Annotated in this window: 14 protein-coding genes; 6 read left to right on the forward strand and 8 right to left on the reverse strand. The window is 72.3% G+C overall.

Features of this window, described 5'->3' with window-relative positions; genetic code table 11:
* Positions 1–95: 95 nt before the first annotated feature.
* Complete coding sequence (hflX, locus tag WME95_RS12105) at positions 96–1433, reverse strand: GTPase HflX (protein ID WP_437908528.1); 1338 nt, start codon at positions 1431–1433, stop codon at positions 96–98.
* A 527-nt stretch (positions 1434–1960) separates the two neighbouring features.
* Between hflX and WME95_RS12110 the strand changes: the two genes are divergently transcribed.
* Positions 1961–2902 (forward strand): hypothetical protein, encoded by a 942-nt coding sequence (locus WME95_RS12110; protein WP_437908529.1) that lies wholly within the window; start codon positions 1961–1963, stop codon positions 2900–2902.
* Positions 2903–3349: 447 nt separating this feature from the next.
* On the forward strand, positions 3350–3751 hold the full coding sequence (locus tag WME95_RS12115) for a TIGR03067 domain-containing protein (RefSeq protein ID WP_437908530.1): 402 nt from the start codon (positions 3350–3352) through the stop codon (positions 3749–3751).
* Positions 3752–3968: 217 nt separating this feature from the next.
* On the opposite strand, the gene WME95_RS12120 is transcribed toward WME95_RS12115, so the two are convergent.
* From WME95_RS12120 to WME95_RS12130, 3 genes are read right to left on the reverse strand one after another with little or no spacing between them, the layout of a single operon-like run.
* Positions 3969–6185 carry a peptidase domain-containing ABC transporter gene (locus tag WME95_RS12120; RefSeq protein ID WP_437908531.1) on the reverse strand — a complete coding sequence of 739 codons (2217 nt, stop codon included), beginning with the start codon at positions 6183–6185 and terminating at the stop codon, positions 3969–3971.
* Positions 6182–7126 carry an efflux RND transporter periplasmic adaptor subunit gene (locus WME95_RS12125; RefSeq protein ID WP_437908532.1) on the reverse strand — a complete coding sequence of 315 codons (945 nt, stop codon included), beginning with the start codon at positions 7124–7126 and terminating at the stop codon, positions 6182–6184. Before WME95_RS12125 ends, WME95_RS12120 begins: the two co-directional genes overlap by 4 nt.
* Positions 7123–7953: an HlyD family efflux transporter periplasmic adaptor subunit gene (locus WME95_RS12130; protein ID WP_437908533.1), complete on the reverse strand. Its 831-nt coding sequence runs from the start codon at positions 7951–7953 to the stop codon at positions 7123–7125. The genes WME95_RS12125 and WME95_RS12130 overlap by 4 nt, the downstream gene beginning before the upstream one ends.
* Positions 7954–8158: 205 nt before the next feature.
* On the opposite strand from WME95_RS12130, the gene WME95_RS12135 reads away from it, so the two are divergent.
* Together WME95_RS12135 and WME95_RS12140 are read left to right on the forward strand one after the other, a co-directional pair.
* Positions 8159–8326 (forward strand): hypothetical protein, encoded by a 168-nt coding sequence (locus tag WME95_RS12135; RefSeq protein ID WP_437908534.1) that lies wholly within the window; start codon positions 8159–8161, stop codon positions 8324–8326.
* 102 nt (positions 8327–8428) lie between these two features.
* Positions 8429–9961 (forward strand): hypothetical protein, encoded by a 1533-nt coding sequence (locus tag WME95_RS12140; protein ID WP_437908535.1) that lies wholly within the window; start codon positions 8429–8431, stop codon positions 9959–9961.
* Positions 9962–10057: 96 nt separating this feature from the next.
* Here WME95_RS12140 and WME95_RS12145 read toward each other — a convergent pair whose 3' ends face one another.
* Positions 10058–11044: a LysR family transcriptional regulator gene (locus tag WME95_RS12145; RefSeq protein ID WP_437908536.1), complete on the reverse strand. Its 987-nt coding sequence runs from the start codon at positions 11042–11044 to the stop codon at positions 10058–10060.
* 206 nt (positions 11045–11250) lie between these two features.
* Between WME95_RS12145 and WME95_RS12150 the strand changes: the two genes are divergently transcribed.
* Positions 11251–11835 (forward strand): malonic semialdehyde reductase, encoded by a 585-nt coding sequence (locus WME95_RS12150; protein ID WP_437551946.1) that lies wholly within the window; start codon positions 11251–11253, stop codon positions 11833–11835.
* A gap of 88 nt (positions 11836–11923) precedes the next feature.
* On the opposite strand, the gene WME95_RS12155 is transcribed toward WME95_RS12150, so the two are convergent.
* Positions 11924–12895, reverse strand: coding sequence for a LysR family transcriptional regulator (locus WME95_RS12155; protein WP_437908537.1), 972 nt, complete (start codon positions 12893–12895; stop codon positions 11924–11926).
* A gap of 41 nt (positions 12896–12936) precedes the next feature.
* On the opposite strand from WME95_RS12155, the gene WME95_RS12160 reads away from it, so the two are divergent.
* Positions 12937–14028, forward strand: a complete 1092-nt coding sequence (locus WME95_RS12160) for an SDR family oxidoreductase (RefSeq protein WP_437908538.1) — start codon at positions 12937–12939, stop codon at positions 14026–14028.
* 89 nt (positions 14029–14117) lie between these two features.
* Here WME95_RS12160 and WME95_RS12165 read toward each other — a convergent pair whose 3' ends face one another.
* Positions 14118–15437 (reverse strand): hypothetical protein, encoded by a 1320-nt coding sequence (locus tag WME95_RS12165; RefSeq protein ID WP_437908539.1) that lies wholly within the window; start codon positions 15435–15437, stop codon positions 14118–14120.
* Positions 15438–15561: 124 nt separating this feature from the next.
* Entirely contained in the window at positions 15562–16242 is a 681-nt protein-coding gene (locus WME95_RS12170) for a hypothetical protein (protein WP_437908540.1), read from the reverse strand.
* Positions 16243–16249 lie beyond the last annotated feature (7 nt).

Here is a 16249-nt window from a genome sequence, read left to right on the forward strand (position 1 = left end):
CTGAGCCCCATCCCCCACCTCCCCGCCTCCCGGCAGGTGCCCCCAGCGCTTCGAGCTCACCAGGGTCGCTCGTCAGGACTGGCAGGATCGCGCTGTCATCCGCCGGAGAGCCGCGCCGCGAGCTTGCCCAGCGCCTCCGGGGTGCCGCGGACCGTGACGGAGACCGCGTCGCCGTACTCCTCCCGGACCACCTGGAGCCGATCGCGCAGCTCGGCGAGCACGCCGTGACGATCGTAGGGAATCGAGACGGTCTGCTCGACGAGGTGCTGCGCGAAGAAGGCCTCGATCCGCGCCCGGAGCGCGTCGCCGTCCCGGTGATCGAGGGCGCTCATCAGGAGCGCGCCCGGGTGCTCGCGGGCGAGCGCGTCGCGCTCCTCGCGCCCCAGGCGGTCCGCCTTGTTGAGCAGGAGCAGCGCCGGCGTCTCCGCGGCGCCGATGTCCGCGAGGACCTGCTCCGTCACGCGGATCTGCGAGCGGAACGCTGGATCGGCGGCGTCGACCACGTGGAGCAGGAGCCACGCTTCCCGCGCCTCGGAGAGCGTGGAGTGGAACGAGGCGACCAGCGCATGGGGCAGCCGGTGGATGAACCCCACCGTGTCGGCGACGAGCACGGCCGGCGTCGCCGGCGGCGAGAGCTGACGCACCGTCGTCCCGAGCGTGGCGAAGGGCCTGTCCTCGACGAGGACGTCGCTGCCCGTCAGCTGGCGCATGATCGACGATTTGCCCGCGTTGGTGTAGCCGACGAGCGCCACCCGGAAGCTGTCTGCGCGGGCGAGGCGGCGCTGCTCGGCGCTCGCCTTGAGCTGCTCGAGCTCCCTGCGCGCCGCGGCCATCCGGTCCCGGGCGCGCTGCTTGGCGAGCTCGACGTTCGTGTGGCCGCGGGAGGCGCGGCCGCCGCCGCCTTCGCGATCGCCGAGCGTGTGATCGTCGCGGATCCGCGGGAGCTCGTACTCGATCCGGGCGAGCTCGATCTCGAGCCTCGCCTCGCGGGTGCGGGCCCTCGACTCGAACACGCGCAGGATGACGGCGGTCCGATCGAGCACGTCGACGCCGAGCGCCGCCTGCAGGTTCCGCAGCTGGCCGGGGCTGAGCTCGTCGTCGGCGACGACGACGAGGCGCTCCGCCGGCTGGGACGCCGCGCGGTCGGCCCGGCGCGCGTCCGGTCCCCTCGGTACCTCGCCTGTGCCGCCCGTGAGGGCGGCGAGCTCGCGGAGCTTCCCCTCGCCGAGATACGCGGGGGACGAGCGCACGCTCCTCTTCTGGACGACCTCCGCGACGGCGGTGATGTCGAGGCCGAGCAGCAGCTGCTTGAGCTCGGCGAGCGATCGATGAGTATCGGCCTCTGCGGCCTCCGGGAGCTGAACGGCGATGACGATCGCCTTGTGAACAGGGGAATTGCGGCACGCGCGGGTTGAGCGCTTCGATGCAGGCATGACACGACCTCCGGCGAACACGTCCGAGGAGGTCGTCGAGCGCTGAGCAGGAGCAGATGGCGGCGAGGGCTACCCGATGGCGCTCCCCCGCGTCTGCGCGCGCATCACGCCCCCGACCTCCGACAAGGGTTCAGGGACGGGTCGACAGCGCGGCAGATCACCGCGCCTGCGCGGAACGCGCGGGGCGCGGGGTTGGACGCGCTGTCCTGCTCAGCGCAGCCGGAGGGAGGCGGTGGCCATGAGCTGAACCTATCGTATCCGGTGACCAGGGACAACCGGCGAGCGCGCCCGCCGCACCAGCTCGGATTGTCCTCCACGATGAAGTCGAACAGCGCCGTTCCGGTCCTGGTCTGGAGGTCGCGCTTCAGCTCCTCGATCGCCGCCTGGATGCGCTCGAGCAAACCCGCGACGATCGCCGGGTCTTCCTCGACCTGCGCGTCGACGTGGGGTCGGTCACCCCGGCGGCGGCCGCCTCCGGCTTGCCTTCGCCCCTCCCGCTCGGTAGCGTCGGTCCCGGGTAGATTTTGGTGCCGGCCCCGATCGTCGTCGACATCGCGTCGGGCCCTGCCGTGCATGGCGAGCTCCCGGCGCTCCTCGTCGAGGCGTGCTCCCGCGCCGCCGGCGGCGGCGGGTGCGCGCTCGGCGACCCGACGCGCGCCGGGACCCCGGTCCGGGCGCTCGCCGTCGTCTGGCTGGACGGCCCGGACTACCGCCGCCTGCGGGTCGACGTCGCCTCCGTCGGCGCCCCGGAAGGCACGCTGTCGTCGCGCGAGATCGAGTTCCGCGAGGAGGATCCGCTGCCCGACCGCTACCGCACCGCGGGGCTCCTGGTCGCGGCCCTGGCGTCGGAGCGCGCCGGCGCCCCGGCGCCGCCCGAGCCGACCGGCGCGGCGGCGGCCGGCATCGAGCCGGCGGTCGCCGCCGCGCCGCCGCCGCGCCCGCTGGGCTGGTTCCTCGCCGCCGGCGGGCTCGTCGGCAACGGGCTCGATAGCGGCCCCGCCGGCGCCGCGGGCCCCGCCCGCGCCGGCGCCTGGGTCATGGCCACGGCGCTCGACCGGCGCTCGGGGTTCTTCGGGACCCTCTCGGCGTCCTATGCCACGACCCTGCGCGAGCCGGCCCCGGGGCTGTCCGTCCAGTGGCTCGCGCTCGGGGGCGGCGGCGGCATCGCCGCGCCCATCGTGCCGCTCGACGCGCTCGTCCGGGCGAGGATCGAGGCCGCCGCCGACTGGGTGATCGCCTCCCCGGTCGACCCGAAGAAGCCGGAAGAGACAGGGCACGCGTGGACCCTCGGGACGCGCACGGCGATCGACCTCGTATGGCCGGCCGAGGGCAGCGTGGCCCTCTTCGGGAGCGCCGAGGCGTTCGTGCGGATCCATCAGACCGACCTCCGCGTCCGCCCGAAGCCCGAGGCGGCGCTGCCGAAGGGCGGCGTCACGGGGATGCTGGGGGTGCAGCTGCGCCTGCGCTGATTCCGCGTGTCGGAGACCTCGCCAGAGAAACCGGCGGATGGCGAGCGGTCGCCGAAAACTCAAGCGCGCCGCCGTGGGCGAGCGCATCTGCACCGAGTCGGAGTGGACGCTGGCCTGCGAGGGCCCCGAGCTCAAGCCGTTCCCCTCCGGGTACTCCCGCGATGCAACGAAGTGCAACGGTATCCACCTCGCAACCAGCGCCGCCCGAAGATCGACACGCACGACGAGGGCTCTACTATTACTTCCTGAGCCTCCGCTGCTGCGCTGAGCCCGACGGCAAGGCCACCGACCCACGGACGCCGCGCCGGAGCCGGGAAGGGTGGAGGGTGGACCGGGGCGAGCGCCTCGCGCAGTTCCAAACCGAAAACCCCCAGCAGAGAGGTGCGCTGCGTCCCTGCTCGCAGAACGGCTTGACGTTGCGTGGACACGAACGAAAGAGTGTGCTCGATGAGTCTCGATCCGAAGGCGTCCATCATCGAGGAGCTCCGAAGATTTCGGGGCGTCTGGAAGCAAATCGCGTACGAGCGAGACGGCGTGAAGGAGCCGCTCGATGAGCAGGGTTGGGAACCCACCACGACGTTCACCGACACCGAGTTCATCGTGACCCTGGCTGACGGGAGCGTCCCGATTAGAGGTACCTACAAGATCGACCCCTCGCAGAATCCGAAGACCGTCGATTGGACCGACACGATCGGGGAGGACGCCGGAAAAACCTTGCTCGCGATCTACTCCCTGCAGGACCACCGCCTGACATTTTGTGCCGCGTATCCAGGCTTGGAGCGGCCGACCGAATTCCGCACCCGCCCGGGCCAGGTCCTCCGCGTGTTCCAACGCGAACCGAGCGAATAAGGACGAGCCAGACGCAGCGACGACATCGTCGATGCCCCCTCGACCGGGCCGGCGGCGGCCAGGCGTTCGTTCAGCAGGGCTCTGCCCCACCAGCAGGAGACCTTTCCGGAGGCGGAGACGGCGCACTTCGGGGCGCCCTCCGCGATGCGCATGGCGCAGTCTGCGGCGGAGCACGAGGGCGCCAGCTGCTCAAAGAGCCCTGGGGAGGCCGGGCGGCTCAGATCACCTCTTCGTGCGCGGCGAGCTGGCCCGCGATGAGCTCCGCATACAGGCCCTGCTGCGCGAGCAGCTCGGCGTGTGTCCCCCGCTCGACGAGCCTGCCCTGGTCCATGACCAGGATGACGTCCGCGTCCCGGATCGTGCTCAGCCGATGGGCGATGACGATGCGCGTGCAGCGGAGGCTCGCGAGCTGCTCTTGCACCTTGCGCTCGGTGATTGCGTCGAGCGCGCTCGTGGCCTCGTCGAGCAGCAGGATGGCCGGCTCGCGGACGAGCGCGCGCGCGAGCGCGACGCGCTGCCGCTGGCCGCCGGAGAGCGACCCGCCCCCGTCGAGCAGGAGCGTCTCGTAACCCATCGGCATCTCCGCGATCTCGTCGTGGATCTGCGCCCGCTCCGCCGCGCGCTGGACCGCCTCGAAGGGCAGGTCCGGATCGGAGAAGGCGATGTTGTCCCTGATCGAGGTGCCGAACAGATAAGGGCGCTGGGAGACGATGCCGAGCTGCCGCCGGACCGAGCGCAGCTCGAGCTCGCGCAGGTTGGCGCCGTCGTAGAGGACCCGGCCCGAGGAGGGCACGTAGAGGCCCAGGAGGAGGCTCGCCAGCGTCGATTTGCCCGACCCGGAGCGCCCCACGATGGCGACGAGCTGGCCGGGGGCCACGCGCACCGAGACGTCGTCGACGACGAGCGGCTCGAGCGGCCCGTAGCGGAACGACACCCGATCGAGCTCGATGGCGCCGCGGAGCTGGTGTGGCGCGCGCGCGGCGGTCGGCTCCTGCTCGACCGGCGCCCGGATCACCTCGTCGATGCGCTCAGCGTAGCCATCCAGGAGCTGGAGTTGTGCGGCGGTGGCGACGAGGCTCGACAGCGGGTTGAGCAGGCCGACGGCGAAGGTGTTGAGGGCCAGCATCGATCCGAGCGAGAGCGCGCCGCTCAGGACCTGGCTGGCGCCGATCAAAAGGACGATGAGCGGCGCGCCCATGCTCACCGTGGCGCTCACCGACTCGGACAGGGCGCTGAGCCGGCCGCTCCGCAAAGAGGTGTTGAGGACCTCGACGAAGAGGTCCGACCAGTGGACCTCGGCCCGCTGCTCGCATCCCATGCCCTTGAGCGTCTCCATCCCCGCGAGCATCTCGATCTGATAGCCCTGGAGGCGCGCCTGCTTCGTGAGCAAGGTGGCGTTGATCTCCTTCTGCTTCGGGCGCACCAGCAGCACGGCCGCGATCTGGAGCGCGCCGAGCGCGATCACGACGGCGCCCAGCGTGGCGCTCACCAGGAGCAAGAGGACCAGGTACAGGAGGACCATCGCTCCATCGAGCAGCGCCGAGAGGACGCCGGCGGTGAGGATCTCGCGGATGGTCGTGTTGCTGTTCAACCGCATCATGAGATCGCCCGCGGATCTTCGCTGAAAGAAGGCGTAGGGGAGCGAGATGAGGTGGTCGAGGAAGCTCGCGGTCATCCTCGCGTCGAAGACCGCGCGGAGCTTCAGGAGCAGGTGCGAGCGGACCATCGACGCGAGGAAATGAAAGCAAACGATCGAGGCCAGCCCAGCGGATACGACGAGCAGCAGGTGGCGATCGGCCCGGGGCACGACGCGGTCGACGACGGCGCCGGTGAGCAGGGGAAAGGCGAGCGCGAGCAGCTGGAGGAAAAAGGAGGTGGTGAAGATGCGCGCCCAGCTGCCGGAGGCGAGGAGCACCTGGTGGACCGGGCGGCGGCCCTTCGCCGCGGCGCCCGGCTCGAACCGCTCCGAAGGCTCGAAGACGAGCGCGACGCCGGTGAAGAGGCGGCTCACCTCCTCGAGCGGCACCCGGCGGCCGCCCACCGCGGGATCCACGATGTCCACGCCGCGCCCGCCGACCCGCTCGAACACGACGAAGTGGTTGAAGCCCCAGTGCAGGATCGCCCCCGGGGCGAGGTGCGCGAGCGCCTCGAGCTTCAGCTTCACCGCGCGGGCGCGGAGCCCGAAGTGCTGCGCGGCCAGGATCATCTTCCGCGCGGTCGTGCCGTCGCGCCCGGCCGCGAGGACCCCTCGCACATCGTCGCGGGCCACGCTCTTTCCGAGATAGGCGAGCACCATCGCGAGGCAGGCCACACCGCACTCGGTGTCGGTCAGCTGCTGCACGAACGGGATCCGCCTGGGTCGCGCGGTCATCCGGAGCCGCTTGAAGGCCGGCAGCCGGGCCACGAGCCCGCCGGCGTCGCCGGCAGTGCTCATCGGCCGCCTCCGTCGAGCAGGCGGAGCCCGGGGATCAGCGCGACGAGGAGGCTCTCGGAGCGCACCTTCGCCTCGGCGACGCCGCTCATCCCTGGATAGAAGTCGAGCGACCGCCGGTCCACACGGAAGCTGCCGGAGGGGAGGCACGCCTCGACGAGCACGACGGGGCCGTCGGTCTTCACCGTATCGGCGATGGGCTGGCGCAGCGACCGGCGCACCTCGCCCGGGCCGATGAGCTCGGTGCCCACGGACGCAATCTCGAGATCGAGGTAGGCGTAGCTGTACCCGGTCACCTCGAAGCGGAGCGGCATCCCCGGGCGGAGCTGCGGGCGGTACTGGCCCGGCAGCATGGCCACGACCGAGCCGCGCGCGTCGTCCCCGAGCAGCGTGAGCACCACCTCCCCCGCCTCGAGGCGCTGTCCGCTGCGGATGCGGAGATCGCCGGCGCGCCCCGCGTGCGGCGCGCGGATCGTCTTCTCCTCGAGCTTCACGGCGGCGAGCTCTCGCTCCGGGCGCAGCGACGCGAACGCCTGCCGGGCGGCCTGGTCGGCCGGGTCGCGGAGCAGCTTGACGAGCTGGAGGTCGAGCTCGCGCTGGAGACGGTCGAGCTCGGCCGACTCGCGCGCGGCCTCGAGGCGGACGAGCGGCTGTCCTGCCTCGACGCGCTGTCCGGCGCGGACCTCGATCGCGCTCACCGAGCCGGCCACGGCGGCGGTCACATCGCTCCGGCCGGCGATCTGGACGACGGCGGGCCCGCTCGCGATCTGGTGGACCTGGGCGGCGGCGCAGAGCAGGAGCGCGGCGGCGAAGGCGAGCAGCACGAGCCAGTACGCCCAGCCGGTCCAGGGGGAGGCGAGGGCGAGCACCTCGCCCTCGGCGCTCCTGCCGGCCGCGATGAACTCGAGCGCCTCGGGGCGGAAGATCCTGGCGGCGCGGCTCACGGCGCGTCCTCGGCTGGCCAGACGCGCGTCATCTCGCCGGCCACGAGCAGCTCGCGCGGCGCGTCGCCGGGCTCGATGCGCGCCTCGACCACGAGGGCCCGCGACACGGCGTCGATCTCCGGAGCCATCGTCTCGACGGTGCCGCGGAGCTCGAGGCCGCCGGCGCGGACGCGGACGCTGGCGCCCTCGTCCACCTCGCCCCGGTGCTCCTCCGGGACGGCGAAGCGGACGAGCAGCCCGTCGTCGCTGATGAGCCGCAGGATGGGCATCGTGGTGTTGACGCTCTCGCCCGGCTCGGCGTAGCGGGCCACGACCCGGCCGGCGAAGGGGGCGCGGATCTCCGCGTCTGCCTCCGCGCCCCGGAGGGCCGCTGCGGCGACGGCGGTGTCGGAGCGGAGGGTCCGGAGATCGAGGGTCGCGAGGAGATCCCCGGCGGCGACCCGATCGCCGAGGCGCACGTGCACGGCGCGGAGGCGTCCGTCGTTGCGCGCGGCGAGGTTGACCGATCGATGCGAGAGGAGGACGCCGACGAAGCCGCGATGAGCGAGCCGCGGCCTCTCGCTGGTATCCCGGGGAGATACGGTGCTGGCCGGGGTGGCCGGCAGGGCCGCTGCGCGGAAGGCGCCGAGATGCGGCTGGAGGGCTGCGACGTCCGGCGCGCGCAGGCCGGCCAGGGCGAGCGCGCCGGCGAGCGGGACCGAGAGGGCAGCGCCGGCGATGAGGAGCTGCTGTTTCCTGTAGGGCCAGAGCATCGTGGCCGCGGCTGCAACGCATGTGCCGGCGTGCGCGCGCTGGAGAGCGCCAGTCGTGGAGGGCGCTGAGCTCATGAGTTGCTCAATTGCGCAACGGGTTGCTCACGTTCACGGATGACGCCGCGCTCGGTCGGCCAGAGCGCCCGCGGGTGTAAGCCGGCCTGCTGGACCCTGCGAATACGGGGATCTGCGGCGCGCGGCGCGAGCTTCGATCGCTGGCACACGGCTCGCTAGGGGCGCCGCCGCCGGGTCGAGGTGACCCGGCAGAAAGGGAACAACCATGATGGACAAGTCGATTGGAGCGGCCGAAGAGGCTGTGATGGAAGCTGAAGAGGACGTCGTGGAGCTCCAGCTCGAGCTCGACGATCTCGACGTCGTGGCCGGCGGGGCGCGGCCGCCGAGATGCTCCAGATGCTATCTTAGCGTCTACGGCTTCAAACCCCGGTGAAACGCGGTATCCCGGCGCCGCCAGGCTCTCCCGGGCCTGGCGGCGCTGGGAGCTGGAACGACCCTGCTGGTCGAACGGCACATCGCACTCAGGAGATTGCCCATGCAGAAGGACAACCCAGTGTCGCTGGAGGACATCGAGGGAACGCTGGCCGAGAGCCGCCCCTTCGGTGATTGCGACTATATCCATCGGTGCACGTGGCGCCATCTCGAGCGCCGGATCGAGATGTTGAAGGAGCAGGTTCCGTCGGCCGGGGCGCTGCTCGACGCCGTCCGCGGCGCGAGCCTGGAGCGCCGGTACCGCGTGCTCGGCGACGCGGCGGTCCGCGGCGCCGTCCACGGCGCGCTCGCTCACTACAAGCTCGATATCGAACATCCTCGCGCAGACGATCTCGATGCGGTGTTCCGCGACGCCCTCCCGTTCCTCGCCGTGCAGCGGGGCGACACGCCGTTCGGCGCTGCCGACCGCGGCGCCAGGCGGCTCGGCGAGGCGCATCACCATGGCTGGATTCACGGCGGGAAGCTCGAGGACACGAGCATGACTCGGAGCTTCACCGCGCTCTGGGAGAGCGCACGTACGGACGTCGTGCCCAAGGAGCCTACCGAGCGGGAGCAGCTCGCCCTGCGGGACGGCGTGAGGCTCCTCGAAGCGCTCCTGCCGCGGCTCGCGCGCAGCGCGCTCGCGCATACCCACTGGGTCGTGGTGGCCGATGCGCTGCAGTCCTCCGTGCCTTGGTCGGCCGGTTTCTCCTCGATGACGGCTCCTGGCATCTTCGGGGTCATCTGTCTTTCTCCGCGAACCCTGAAGACGGCCTGGTCGGTTGCCGAATACCTTCTTCACGAGTCCTTGCACCTGAAGTTTATGGACATCGAGCAGACGCACTCGATGCTGCGGCCAGGCTACCGAGTCGACAGCTCTCCGATCATCCGCCCCGCCTGGCACCGGATCGAGCCGGACGGGTTGCATGACTGGCGCGTGCACCGGTGCCTCACGGTCATGCACGTCTACACGGCGCTGGCGCTCTTCTTCCGCGCCGTGGAGCAGCGCGCCGCGGAGCTCGAGGGCGCATTCGGCCCGCTCGGCGGCCTCGATCCCGTGCTCGAGGCGCGGCGCTCGTTCGACAGGGCCCGCTTCCTCGGCCGCGAGCTCGAGCGGCACGAGGGCGAGCTCGGCGCTGCAGGGAAGAGGTTCGTCGCATGGCTGAGGCAGACCCTGGACGCGTTCGATCCATGCCCTGCGCCGGAGGACTCCGATGCCCACCTTCTGCTCGATCTGTACGACCGAGAGGCCGCGAGCCTCCGGAATGAGCTCGCCGCACGGGGAGCCCCGCCGCCCTCCGTCGCTCGACTCGTGGACGCCATCACGGTGCGGGACGTGGCGAAGGCGCGGGAGGTGCTCGCGGCGCTCGGCGAGGAGCCGCCTGTCCGGCCTCGCGTTCCCGAAGAAAACCTCCCTCCGGCGGCGCGGTTGTGGGCGACGCGCGCGTGGGTGACGGCGCAGCTCCGGCCAGCGTTCACCGGGGCGGGCGCCCCCGCGCGCGCAGGCTGGGGAAAGGCTGCGGCGCTCGTCCGCGAGCTGCTCGACGGCTCCGGCGGCGACGTTCGCGCGCTCTTCGCCGCGCTCGCCGCGCGATGACAGCGAGGAGGAGCCACCCGAGCGCCCATCCCAATGGCCGCGTCCGGAGGGGCTATATCGAAGGACCGCGTTCCCTCCACAGCCTGCGGGGCGAGGCTATCCGGAGGCGCGCCGGGCGCCGCCGGGCGATCTCGAGCGCGGGCGCGGGCCGCCCTTCGCCGCCCGCTTCGGCTTCGGCGCGTCCGCCCGCGGGAGGAGGTTCTCCCCTCCCCACGCCATCACCGCGTCGATGAAGGCGCGGAGCTGCGGCGGCATGAACTCCCGCTCCACGTAGACCACCGCGATGTGCGAGTCCGCCTGGATCGCGCCTGGCAGCACGTGCACGAGGGCGCCGCTCTCGAGGTGAGGGCGCACGACCTGCTCCGGCAAGAGCGCGATGCCGAGGCCCTGGAGCGCGGCGTCGCAGAGCAGGAGGAGGTCGTTCGTGAAGAGCGCGCCCTCGACCTGGAACTTGCCGCCGGAGGACGGCCAGTGCGTCTGCGGCAGCTCCCCCCGGGCGAAGCCCATCATGCAGCGGTGGCTCCGCAGATCACGGCGCGTGCGCGGCGTGCCGCGGGCCTCGAGGTACGCGGGCGAGGCGACCGCGAGGAGCGGCATGCGCGCCAGCGTCCGGGCGACGAGGCCGGGCTCGAGCGCGCTGCTCGCGCGGAGCGCGACGTCGTAGCCGCCGCGCTGGAGGTCGACGTGCTGGGTCGTGCTGTGGACGTGCAGGCGGACATCGGGGTAGCGCCGCGCAAAATCGCAGAGCATCGCGCTGAAGCTCGTGTCCACCATCGGCGGCACCGAGACGCGCAGCTCGCCGCGCACGGCGCCGTCGGCCTTGCGCACGCTCGCCTCGGCGTGGTGGACGGCGTCGAGCACGACGCGGGCGTGGCGGTAGAGCGCCTCGCCCGCGTCGGTGGGGGCGAGGCTGCGCGTCGTCCGGCGGAGCAAGCGCACGCCGAGCCGCTCCTCCAGCCGCGCGAGGCGGCGGCTGATGGTGGCGCGAGGGACGCCGAGCTCGGCGGCGGCGCGGGACAGGGATCCGGCCTCCACGGTCTTCGAGAAGGCGAGGAGCTCGGAGGTCTCGAGGGGTTCGTCCATCTGGATCAAATCCTGGCAGGTGCTTCCAATTGTTGATGCATTGTTGCAGGCGTGTCCAGGCCTCAGAATGTTCGCTCATGAACGACAAGGCACGCACCATCGGCTAACTGGATCAGCCGGCGTCGGCGAGCACGCGCTCGCGACCTGAGGCGGGATCTCACGGCACGTTTCGCCCCACCTCACCCACGTACCACCGAGAGAGCATCATGAGCGACCAACTCCTCCAGCAAGTCCTCCTCGAAGCCCGCACGCACAATGGCTGGCTCGCCGAGTCCATCGACGACGCGACCCTGCACCGCCTCTACGAGGCCCTGCGCCTCGGCCCGACCGCGGCCAACAGCGTGCCGGCGCGGCTCGTCTTCGTGAAGAGCCCTGAGGCCAAGGAGCGCCTGCGCCCCTGCCTCGCGGAGGGCAACGTCGAGAAGACCATGAGCGCGCCCGTCACCGCGATCATCGCCTACGACACGCGCTTTCACGAGAAGATGCCGAAGCTCTTCCCGGCGCGCCCGACGATGGGCGAGGCCCTCGCCGGGATGCCGCCGGAGCAGCGCGACTTCTTTCTCCTCCAGAACGCCTCGCTCCAGGCCGGCTACCTGATCCTCGCGGCCCGCGCGCTCGGGCTCGACTGCGGGCCGATGGGCGGCTTCGACCGGGAGAAGGTCGACGCCGCGTTCTTCGCCGACGTGCCGTGGAGATCGATCCTCCTCATCAACCTGGGCCACGGCGACCCGGCGAAGCTCTACCCGCGCAACCCCCGCCTCGATTTCGAAGAGGCCTGCCGTATCGCGTAGTCGCCGAGGATCTCGCGGCGCTCGGGGTCGAGGTCCTTCACGCGGAGCTCGGCGCATTCAAGCAGACGGAGGCCGGCACATCCCCGGATCAAGCCGCGCCCCTCCGGACCAGGGCCCGCAGGCGCGGCGAGAGGGCGCGGCCCGAGAAGAAGAGGTCGCGGAACCAGCGCTGCGCCGGGTCGTCGTCGTGGCGCTGCGACCACACGGCGACGACCTGGGCGGCGGGCAGCTCGAAGGGGGGCGCGAACACCCGAAGCCCGAAGAGCTCGCGGGCGCGGTGGGCGACGCTGCTCGGGATCGTGCAGAGGAGGTCGGAGCTGCGCACGGCGAGGGGCGCGGACATGAAGTGAGGCAGGCGCAGGGCCACGCGCCTGGTCTTGCCGAGGCGGGCCAGGGCGCGGTCGACGGCGCCGTCGCGGTGGCCCTCGACGCTGACGAGGACGTGGCCGAGGGCGACATAGGTGTCGAGATCGAGGCGGCGCTTGATCGCCGGGTGGCCTTTACGGGCCATGACGGCGAAGGGATCCTGGTAGAGCGGGGCGCGGCGGAGGCCGGCGGCCGGCACCGGCTGCGAGGCGCCGAACAGGGCCAGATCGATGTCGCCGAGGACCAGCGCGGGGGTGACGTCAGGGGAGAAGCGCTCGATCTCCAGGCGGACGAAGGGGGCGTGTTCGCCCAGGTGGTCGAGCACGTCGGGCAGCGTCGTGAGCTCGAAGTAGTCGACGGTGGCGACGCGGAAGGTGCGCGCCGAGGTGCGCGGATCGAAGGGCTCGGGGGAAGCGAGGGCGCGGCGGAGCTGCTCGAAGGCGGCGGGCAGGGCCGCGCGGAGCTGGAGCGCGCGCGGCGTGGGGGTGAGACCGCGGCCTAGCGGGACGAGGAGGGGATCGCCGAAGAGCTCGCGCAGCCGCGCGAGGGAGTGGCTCATCGCCGACTGGCTGACGTGGGCGCGGCGCGCCGCGGCGCTGACGCTGCCCTCGACGAGCAGCGCCTCGAGGGCGGGGAGGAGGTTCAGGTTGATGCTCCGGACATCGATCTCGCTCATGCCTGGCATGAGATACATCCCATTTTCCTCATGGGTCCAGCGGCGCATGCTGGGCGCCTATGAGAGCGTGCGATGTCGAGGTCATGGTGACGGGGGGTACGGGGTTCATCGGGCGCTGGCTGCTGGCCGAGCTGACCCGGACGAAGGCCGTGGCGGCGCCGGTGCGCCGGGCGCGGCAGCGGGCCGCCGAGCTTTCCGCGTTCGTCGACGCGCACGGCGGCGATTCGCGGCGGCTCCTGGTGGTCGAGGGCGATGTCGAGGCGGCGTCGCTCGGTCTGTCGGAGCGCTTCGAGCAGGTGCGCGACGTCTATCACCTGGCGGCGCGCTTCGCCTTCGGGCTCGGCGTGCAGGAGGCGCGGCGCTGCAATGTCGAGGGCTCGCTGCATGCGGCCGAGTGGGCGCTCGGGCGGCCCCACCTGCGGCGCTTCGTCTATCTCGGCGGCTACCGCATGATGCACGCGAGCGCCCGGCCGGGCGCGGAGAGCGTGCTGACCGAGCGAGCGCGGGACCGGCTCTACCGCCAGCACGGCGCGTACGAGGGGTCGAAGCACGAGTCGTTCCTCGCCGTACGCCGCTTCGCGGCCGAGCGCGGGCTGCGCTGGACGGCCGTGCATCCGAGCAGCGTCATCGGCGACTCGCGCACCGGCGAGACCACGCAGCTCACGGGCGTCGGCGAGATGGTCGAGCAGCTCTGGCGGGGCCGCCTGCCGGCCCTTGTCGGCAGCGAGCGCACCTTCCTGCCGCTGGTGACGGTCGACTACCTGGCGCGCTTCCTCGCGAGCGTGCCCGAGCGCCCGGAGACCGCGGAACAGGACCTGTGCGTCCTCGACCAGGCGACTCCGCGGCTGCCCGCGCTGGTCCGCGGCATCGCCGCCCACCTGAGGCGCAGCCCCCCGGCGTGGATGCTGCCCCTCGGCCTGGTGCGCCTGCTGCCGGAGGCGCTCACCGGGGTGACGCGAGAGAGCCTGTCGTTCCTCGCCGAGGATGCGTATGACACGAGCGCGGCCGACGCCCACGCCCGCGCGGTCGGTCTGGTGATGCCGCCGTTCCACACCAGCGTGGAGCGCTGGTGCGACTACCTGGTGGCGACGCGCTTCGGCGCCACACCCGCGAATGCGCCCGACCGCCGGCCGGCGTCCTCCGTCGCCTGATCCGCGATCGGGGCCGCCGCCGGCGTCTCGGCGCCGCTCGCGCCCGGCCGCCTCAACAACGCCGAGCGCGCCCGCGCTCGGGACGCCGATCAAGCGCGCTTGCGTCGCCTGAAGGCGAGTCCGCCCGCGGCCGTCATGAGGAGTAGACCTGGGCGCCCAGGTGCCTGGCCACCCGGCATCGAGCATTCGCACCCACCGTCCTCCTCGGGCGTGCCAGCGCCGCCGGCACCGGCACCGTCGCTGGATGCGCTCGTCTCACCGCCTGATCCCTGGCCGGCGGAGCCGCCCATGCCCTCACCACCAGCGCCATCCAGTCCTCCGGCGCCGCCGTCGCCGCCCGCGCCGCCGTCGCCGCCGCCGCCGCCGTCGCCGCCCGCGCCGCCGTCGCCGCCCGCGCCGCCGTCGCCGCCGCCGCCGCCGTCGCCGCCCGCGCCGCCGTCGCCGCCGCCGTCGCCGCCCGCGCCGCCGTCGCCGTCGCCGCCCGCGCCGCCGTCGCCGCCCGCGCCGCCGTCGCCGCCCGCGCCTCCGTCGCTGCTTTTGACAAACGTCACGAACGTCTGCGAGCGCCCCAAGGAGAACGTGGTCACGCTGCTCAGCGTCTCGTCGGTCTGAATGACACCGCTGAATCGGCTGCCCACGACGATCTTCCCGTCATCGTTGAGATCGAGATCCGAGAGGCTCCCGAGGTCCGCGATGATGCTGGCCACCAGCGCCCCCTCCGGATCGAAATGATAAATGCTCCCGTCCCAGGAGGCGCCGAAGACGTCTCCGGTGGCGTTGACGGCGATCCCGCGGCAGGGGAAGGCCAGGTCGAAGGTCCGCACGCGCATGAGCGTGGACGGCGCATAGACCTCGACCCTGCGCTCCCCCGCGAGGACGTACAGCAGGCCGTCCAGCCCGAGCGTCAGATCGATGGGTGCGCTCCCGGTCGCGAACGTGGTTGCGGTCCCGGTGGCCAGCTCGAACCGGACGACCCCTGTTGCGGGATCCCCCGCCGTCGCCATGTTGGTGACGAAGGTGTAGCCGCGGAAGGTGGCGATTCCGCCGTAGGAGACATTGTTGGCCGTGCTCCACTCCGGGTCGGTCAATGCGGACCAGGTCGCGCCCACGGGGTCGAGGATGCTCAGGAACGGATCGAACGTCCCATCATAGGTGTGGACCAGCCCGGTCGCGTCCACCACGAGATCGCGGACCCACTCGGTTCCCGGCCGTGCGCCGCCGCCGCCGTAGGGCACCGCGAACGTTTGAACCACGTCACCTGCCGTGGTGCACTCGAGGATCATGTTGTCCTGCGATACGAGCAGGTTCCCCTCCGTGAGCGGGGCCGCGACGGCGCTCGCGGAGGGGACGGAGAAGACAAGCGCGGTGACTGCGGCGTGCAGCGTGGGAAGGCCTCGGCGAAGATGCATCGCTTTCATCCTACCGGACCTCGTGCCTCACGTCCGCAGGTTCGCCATGGCGTCGCCATGCAGCATCGCGGCGAGAGGGGCGTCGCCTGCGCACGCCGCCGCGCTTGCCTCCCGGCACAGGGGATCACGCGTCCGGTCGTCGGCCGTCGCCGATGTAGAGCGGCTCGTCGCCGGGCCGAAGCTCGATCGGCCGCGGCGACGCGCGATGGCCGTCCCGCTCGTCGTTCGCGTCGAGCCCGCTCGACACGGCGGCGGTGCCCGCGACGAGCACGGGCTGCCCCACCTCGACGACCGTCTCCCGATAGCGAACCGCGCCGTGAAAGCCGGCGAAGAACGACGCGCGCTCGTGGCCGTAGCGCTTGCGAAAGGTGTCGACGTGGTCGGCGGCGTCCGGGGGCGGTTCGGCGTCCGCGAGGTCGAAGCGCACGTGGCCGCTCGGGCGGACGAGCGCCTGGCCCGTGCCGTCGTCGAGGGCGAAGTCGGGGGCCCACTCGGCGTCGTCGTCGACGACCCAGACGAAGCCCATGCCGTTGGGGCCGAAGCCGCCCTTGCGCTCCTGCCGCCAGCGCACGACCCGGAACGCGACGCACGGGCGCCCCCTGAAGGGCGAAACGAGCGGCTCGCCGACGGGCACCGCTCGGCCCCTCGCGGCGGCAAAGCGGGCTGGCCGCAGCTGCGCGATCGATTCGACCCGCGCCCGGCGCAGGCGCTCTCGCTCGGCGCGCCCCAGCGCCCATCGAAGCCCGACCCCGCCGAGGCAGAGCGTCAGCGCGACACCCAGCGCGGAGAGGAGCAGGGCTTCCACGAGGGCA

Origin of the sequence: Sorangium sp. So ce327, from assembly GCF_051530205.1 — a bacterium.
Classification (GTDB): domain Bacteria; phylum Myxococcota_A; class Polyangia; order Polyangiales; family Polyangiaceae; genus Sorangium; species Sorangium cellulosum_B.

Coding starts and splice junctions, on each gene's coding strand:
- WME95_RS12160 (WP_437908538.1), top strand. CDS start 12,937: ATGAGAGCGTGCGATGTCGAGGTCATGGTGACGGGGGGTACGGGGTTC.
- WME95_RS12145 (WP_437908536.1), bottom strand. CDS start 11,044: ATGGACGAACCCCTCGAGACCTCCGAGCTCCTCGCCTTCTCGAAGACC.
- WME95_RS12130 (WP_437908533.1), bottom strand. CDS start 7,953: ATGAGCTCAGCGCCCTCCACGACTGGCGCTCTCCAGCGCGCGCACGCC.
- hflX (WP_437908528.1), bottom strand. CDS start 1,433: ATGCCTGCATCGAAGCGCTCAACCCGCGCGTGCCGCAATTCCCCTGTT.
- WME95_RS12115 (WP_437908530.1), top strand. CDS start 3,350: ATGAGTCTCGATCCGAAGGCGTCCATCATCGAGGAGCTCCGAAGATTT.
- WME95_RS12135 (WP_437908534.1), top strand. CDS start 8,159: ATGATGGACAAGTCGATTGGAGCGGCCGAAGAGGCTGTGATGGAAGCT.
- WME95_RS12165 (WP_437908539.1), bottom strand. CDS start 15,437: ATGCATCTTCGCCGAGGCCTTCCCACGCTGCACGCCGCAGTCACCGCG.
- WME95_RS12150 (WP_437551946.1), top strand. CDS start 11,251: ATGAGCGACCAACTCCTCCAGCAAGTCCTCCTCGAAGCCCGCACGCAC.
- WME95_RS12120 (WP_437908531.1), bottom strand. CDS start 6,185: ATGAGCACTGCCGGCGACGCCGGCGGGCTCGTGGCCCGGCTGCCGGCC.
- WME95_RS12155 (WP_437908537.1), bottom strand. CDS start 12,895: ATGTATCTCATGCCAGGCATGAGCGAGATCGATGTCCGGAGCATCAAC.
- WME95_RS12140 (WP_437908535.1), top strand. CDS start 8,429: ATGCAGAAGGACAACCCAGTGTCGCTGGAGGACATCGAGGGAACGCTG.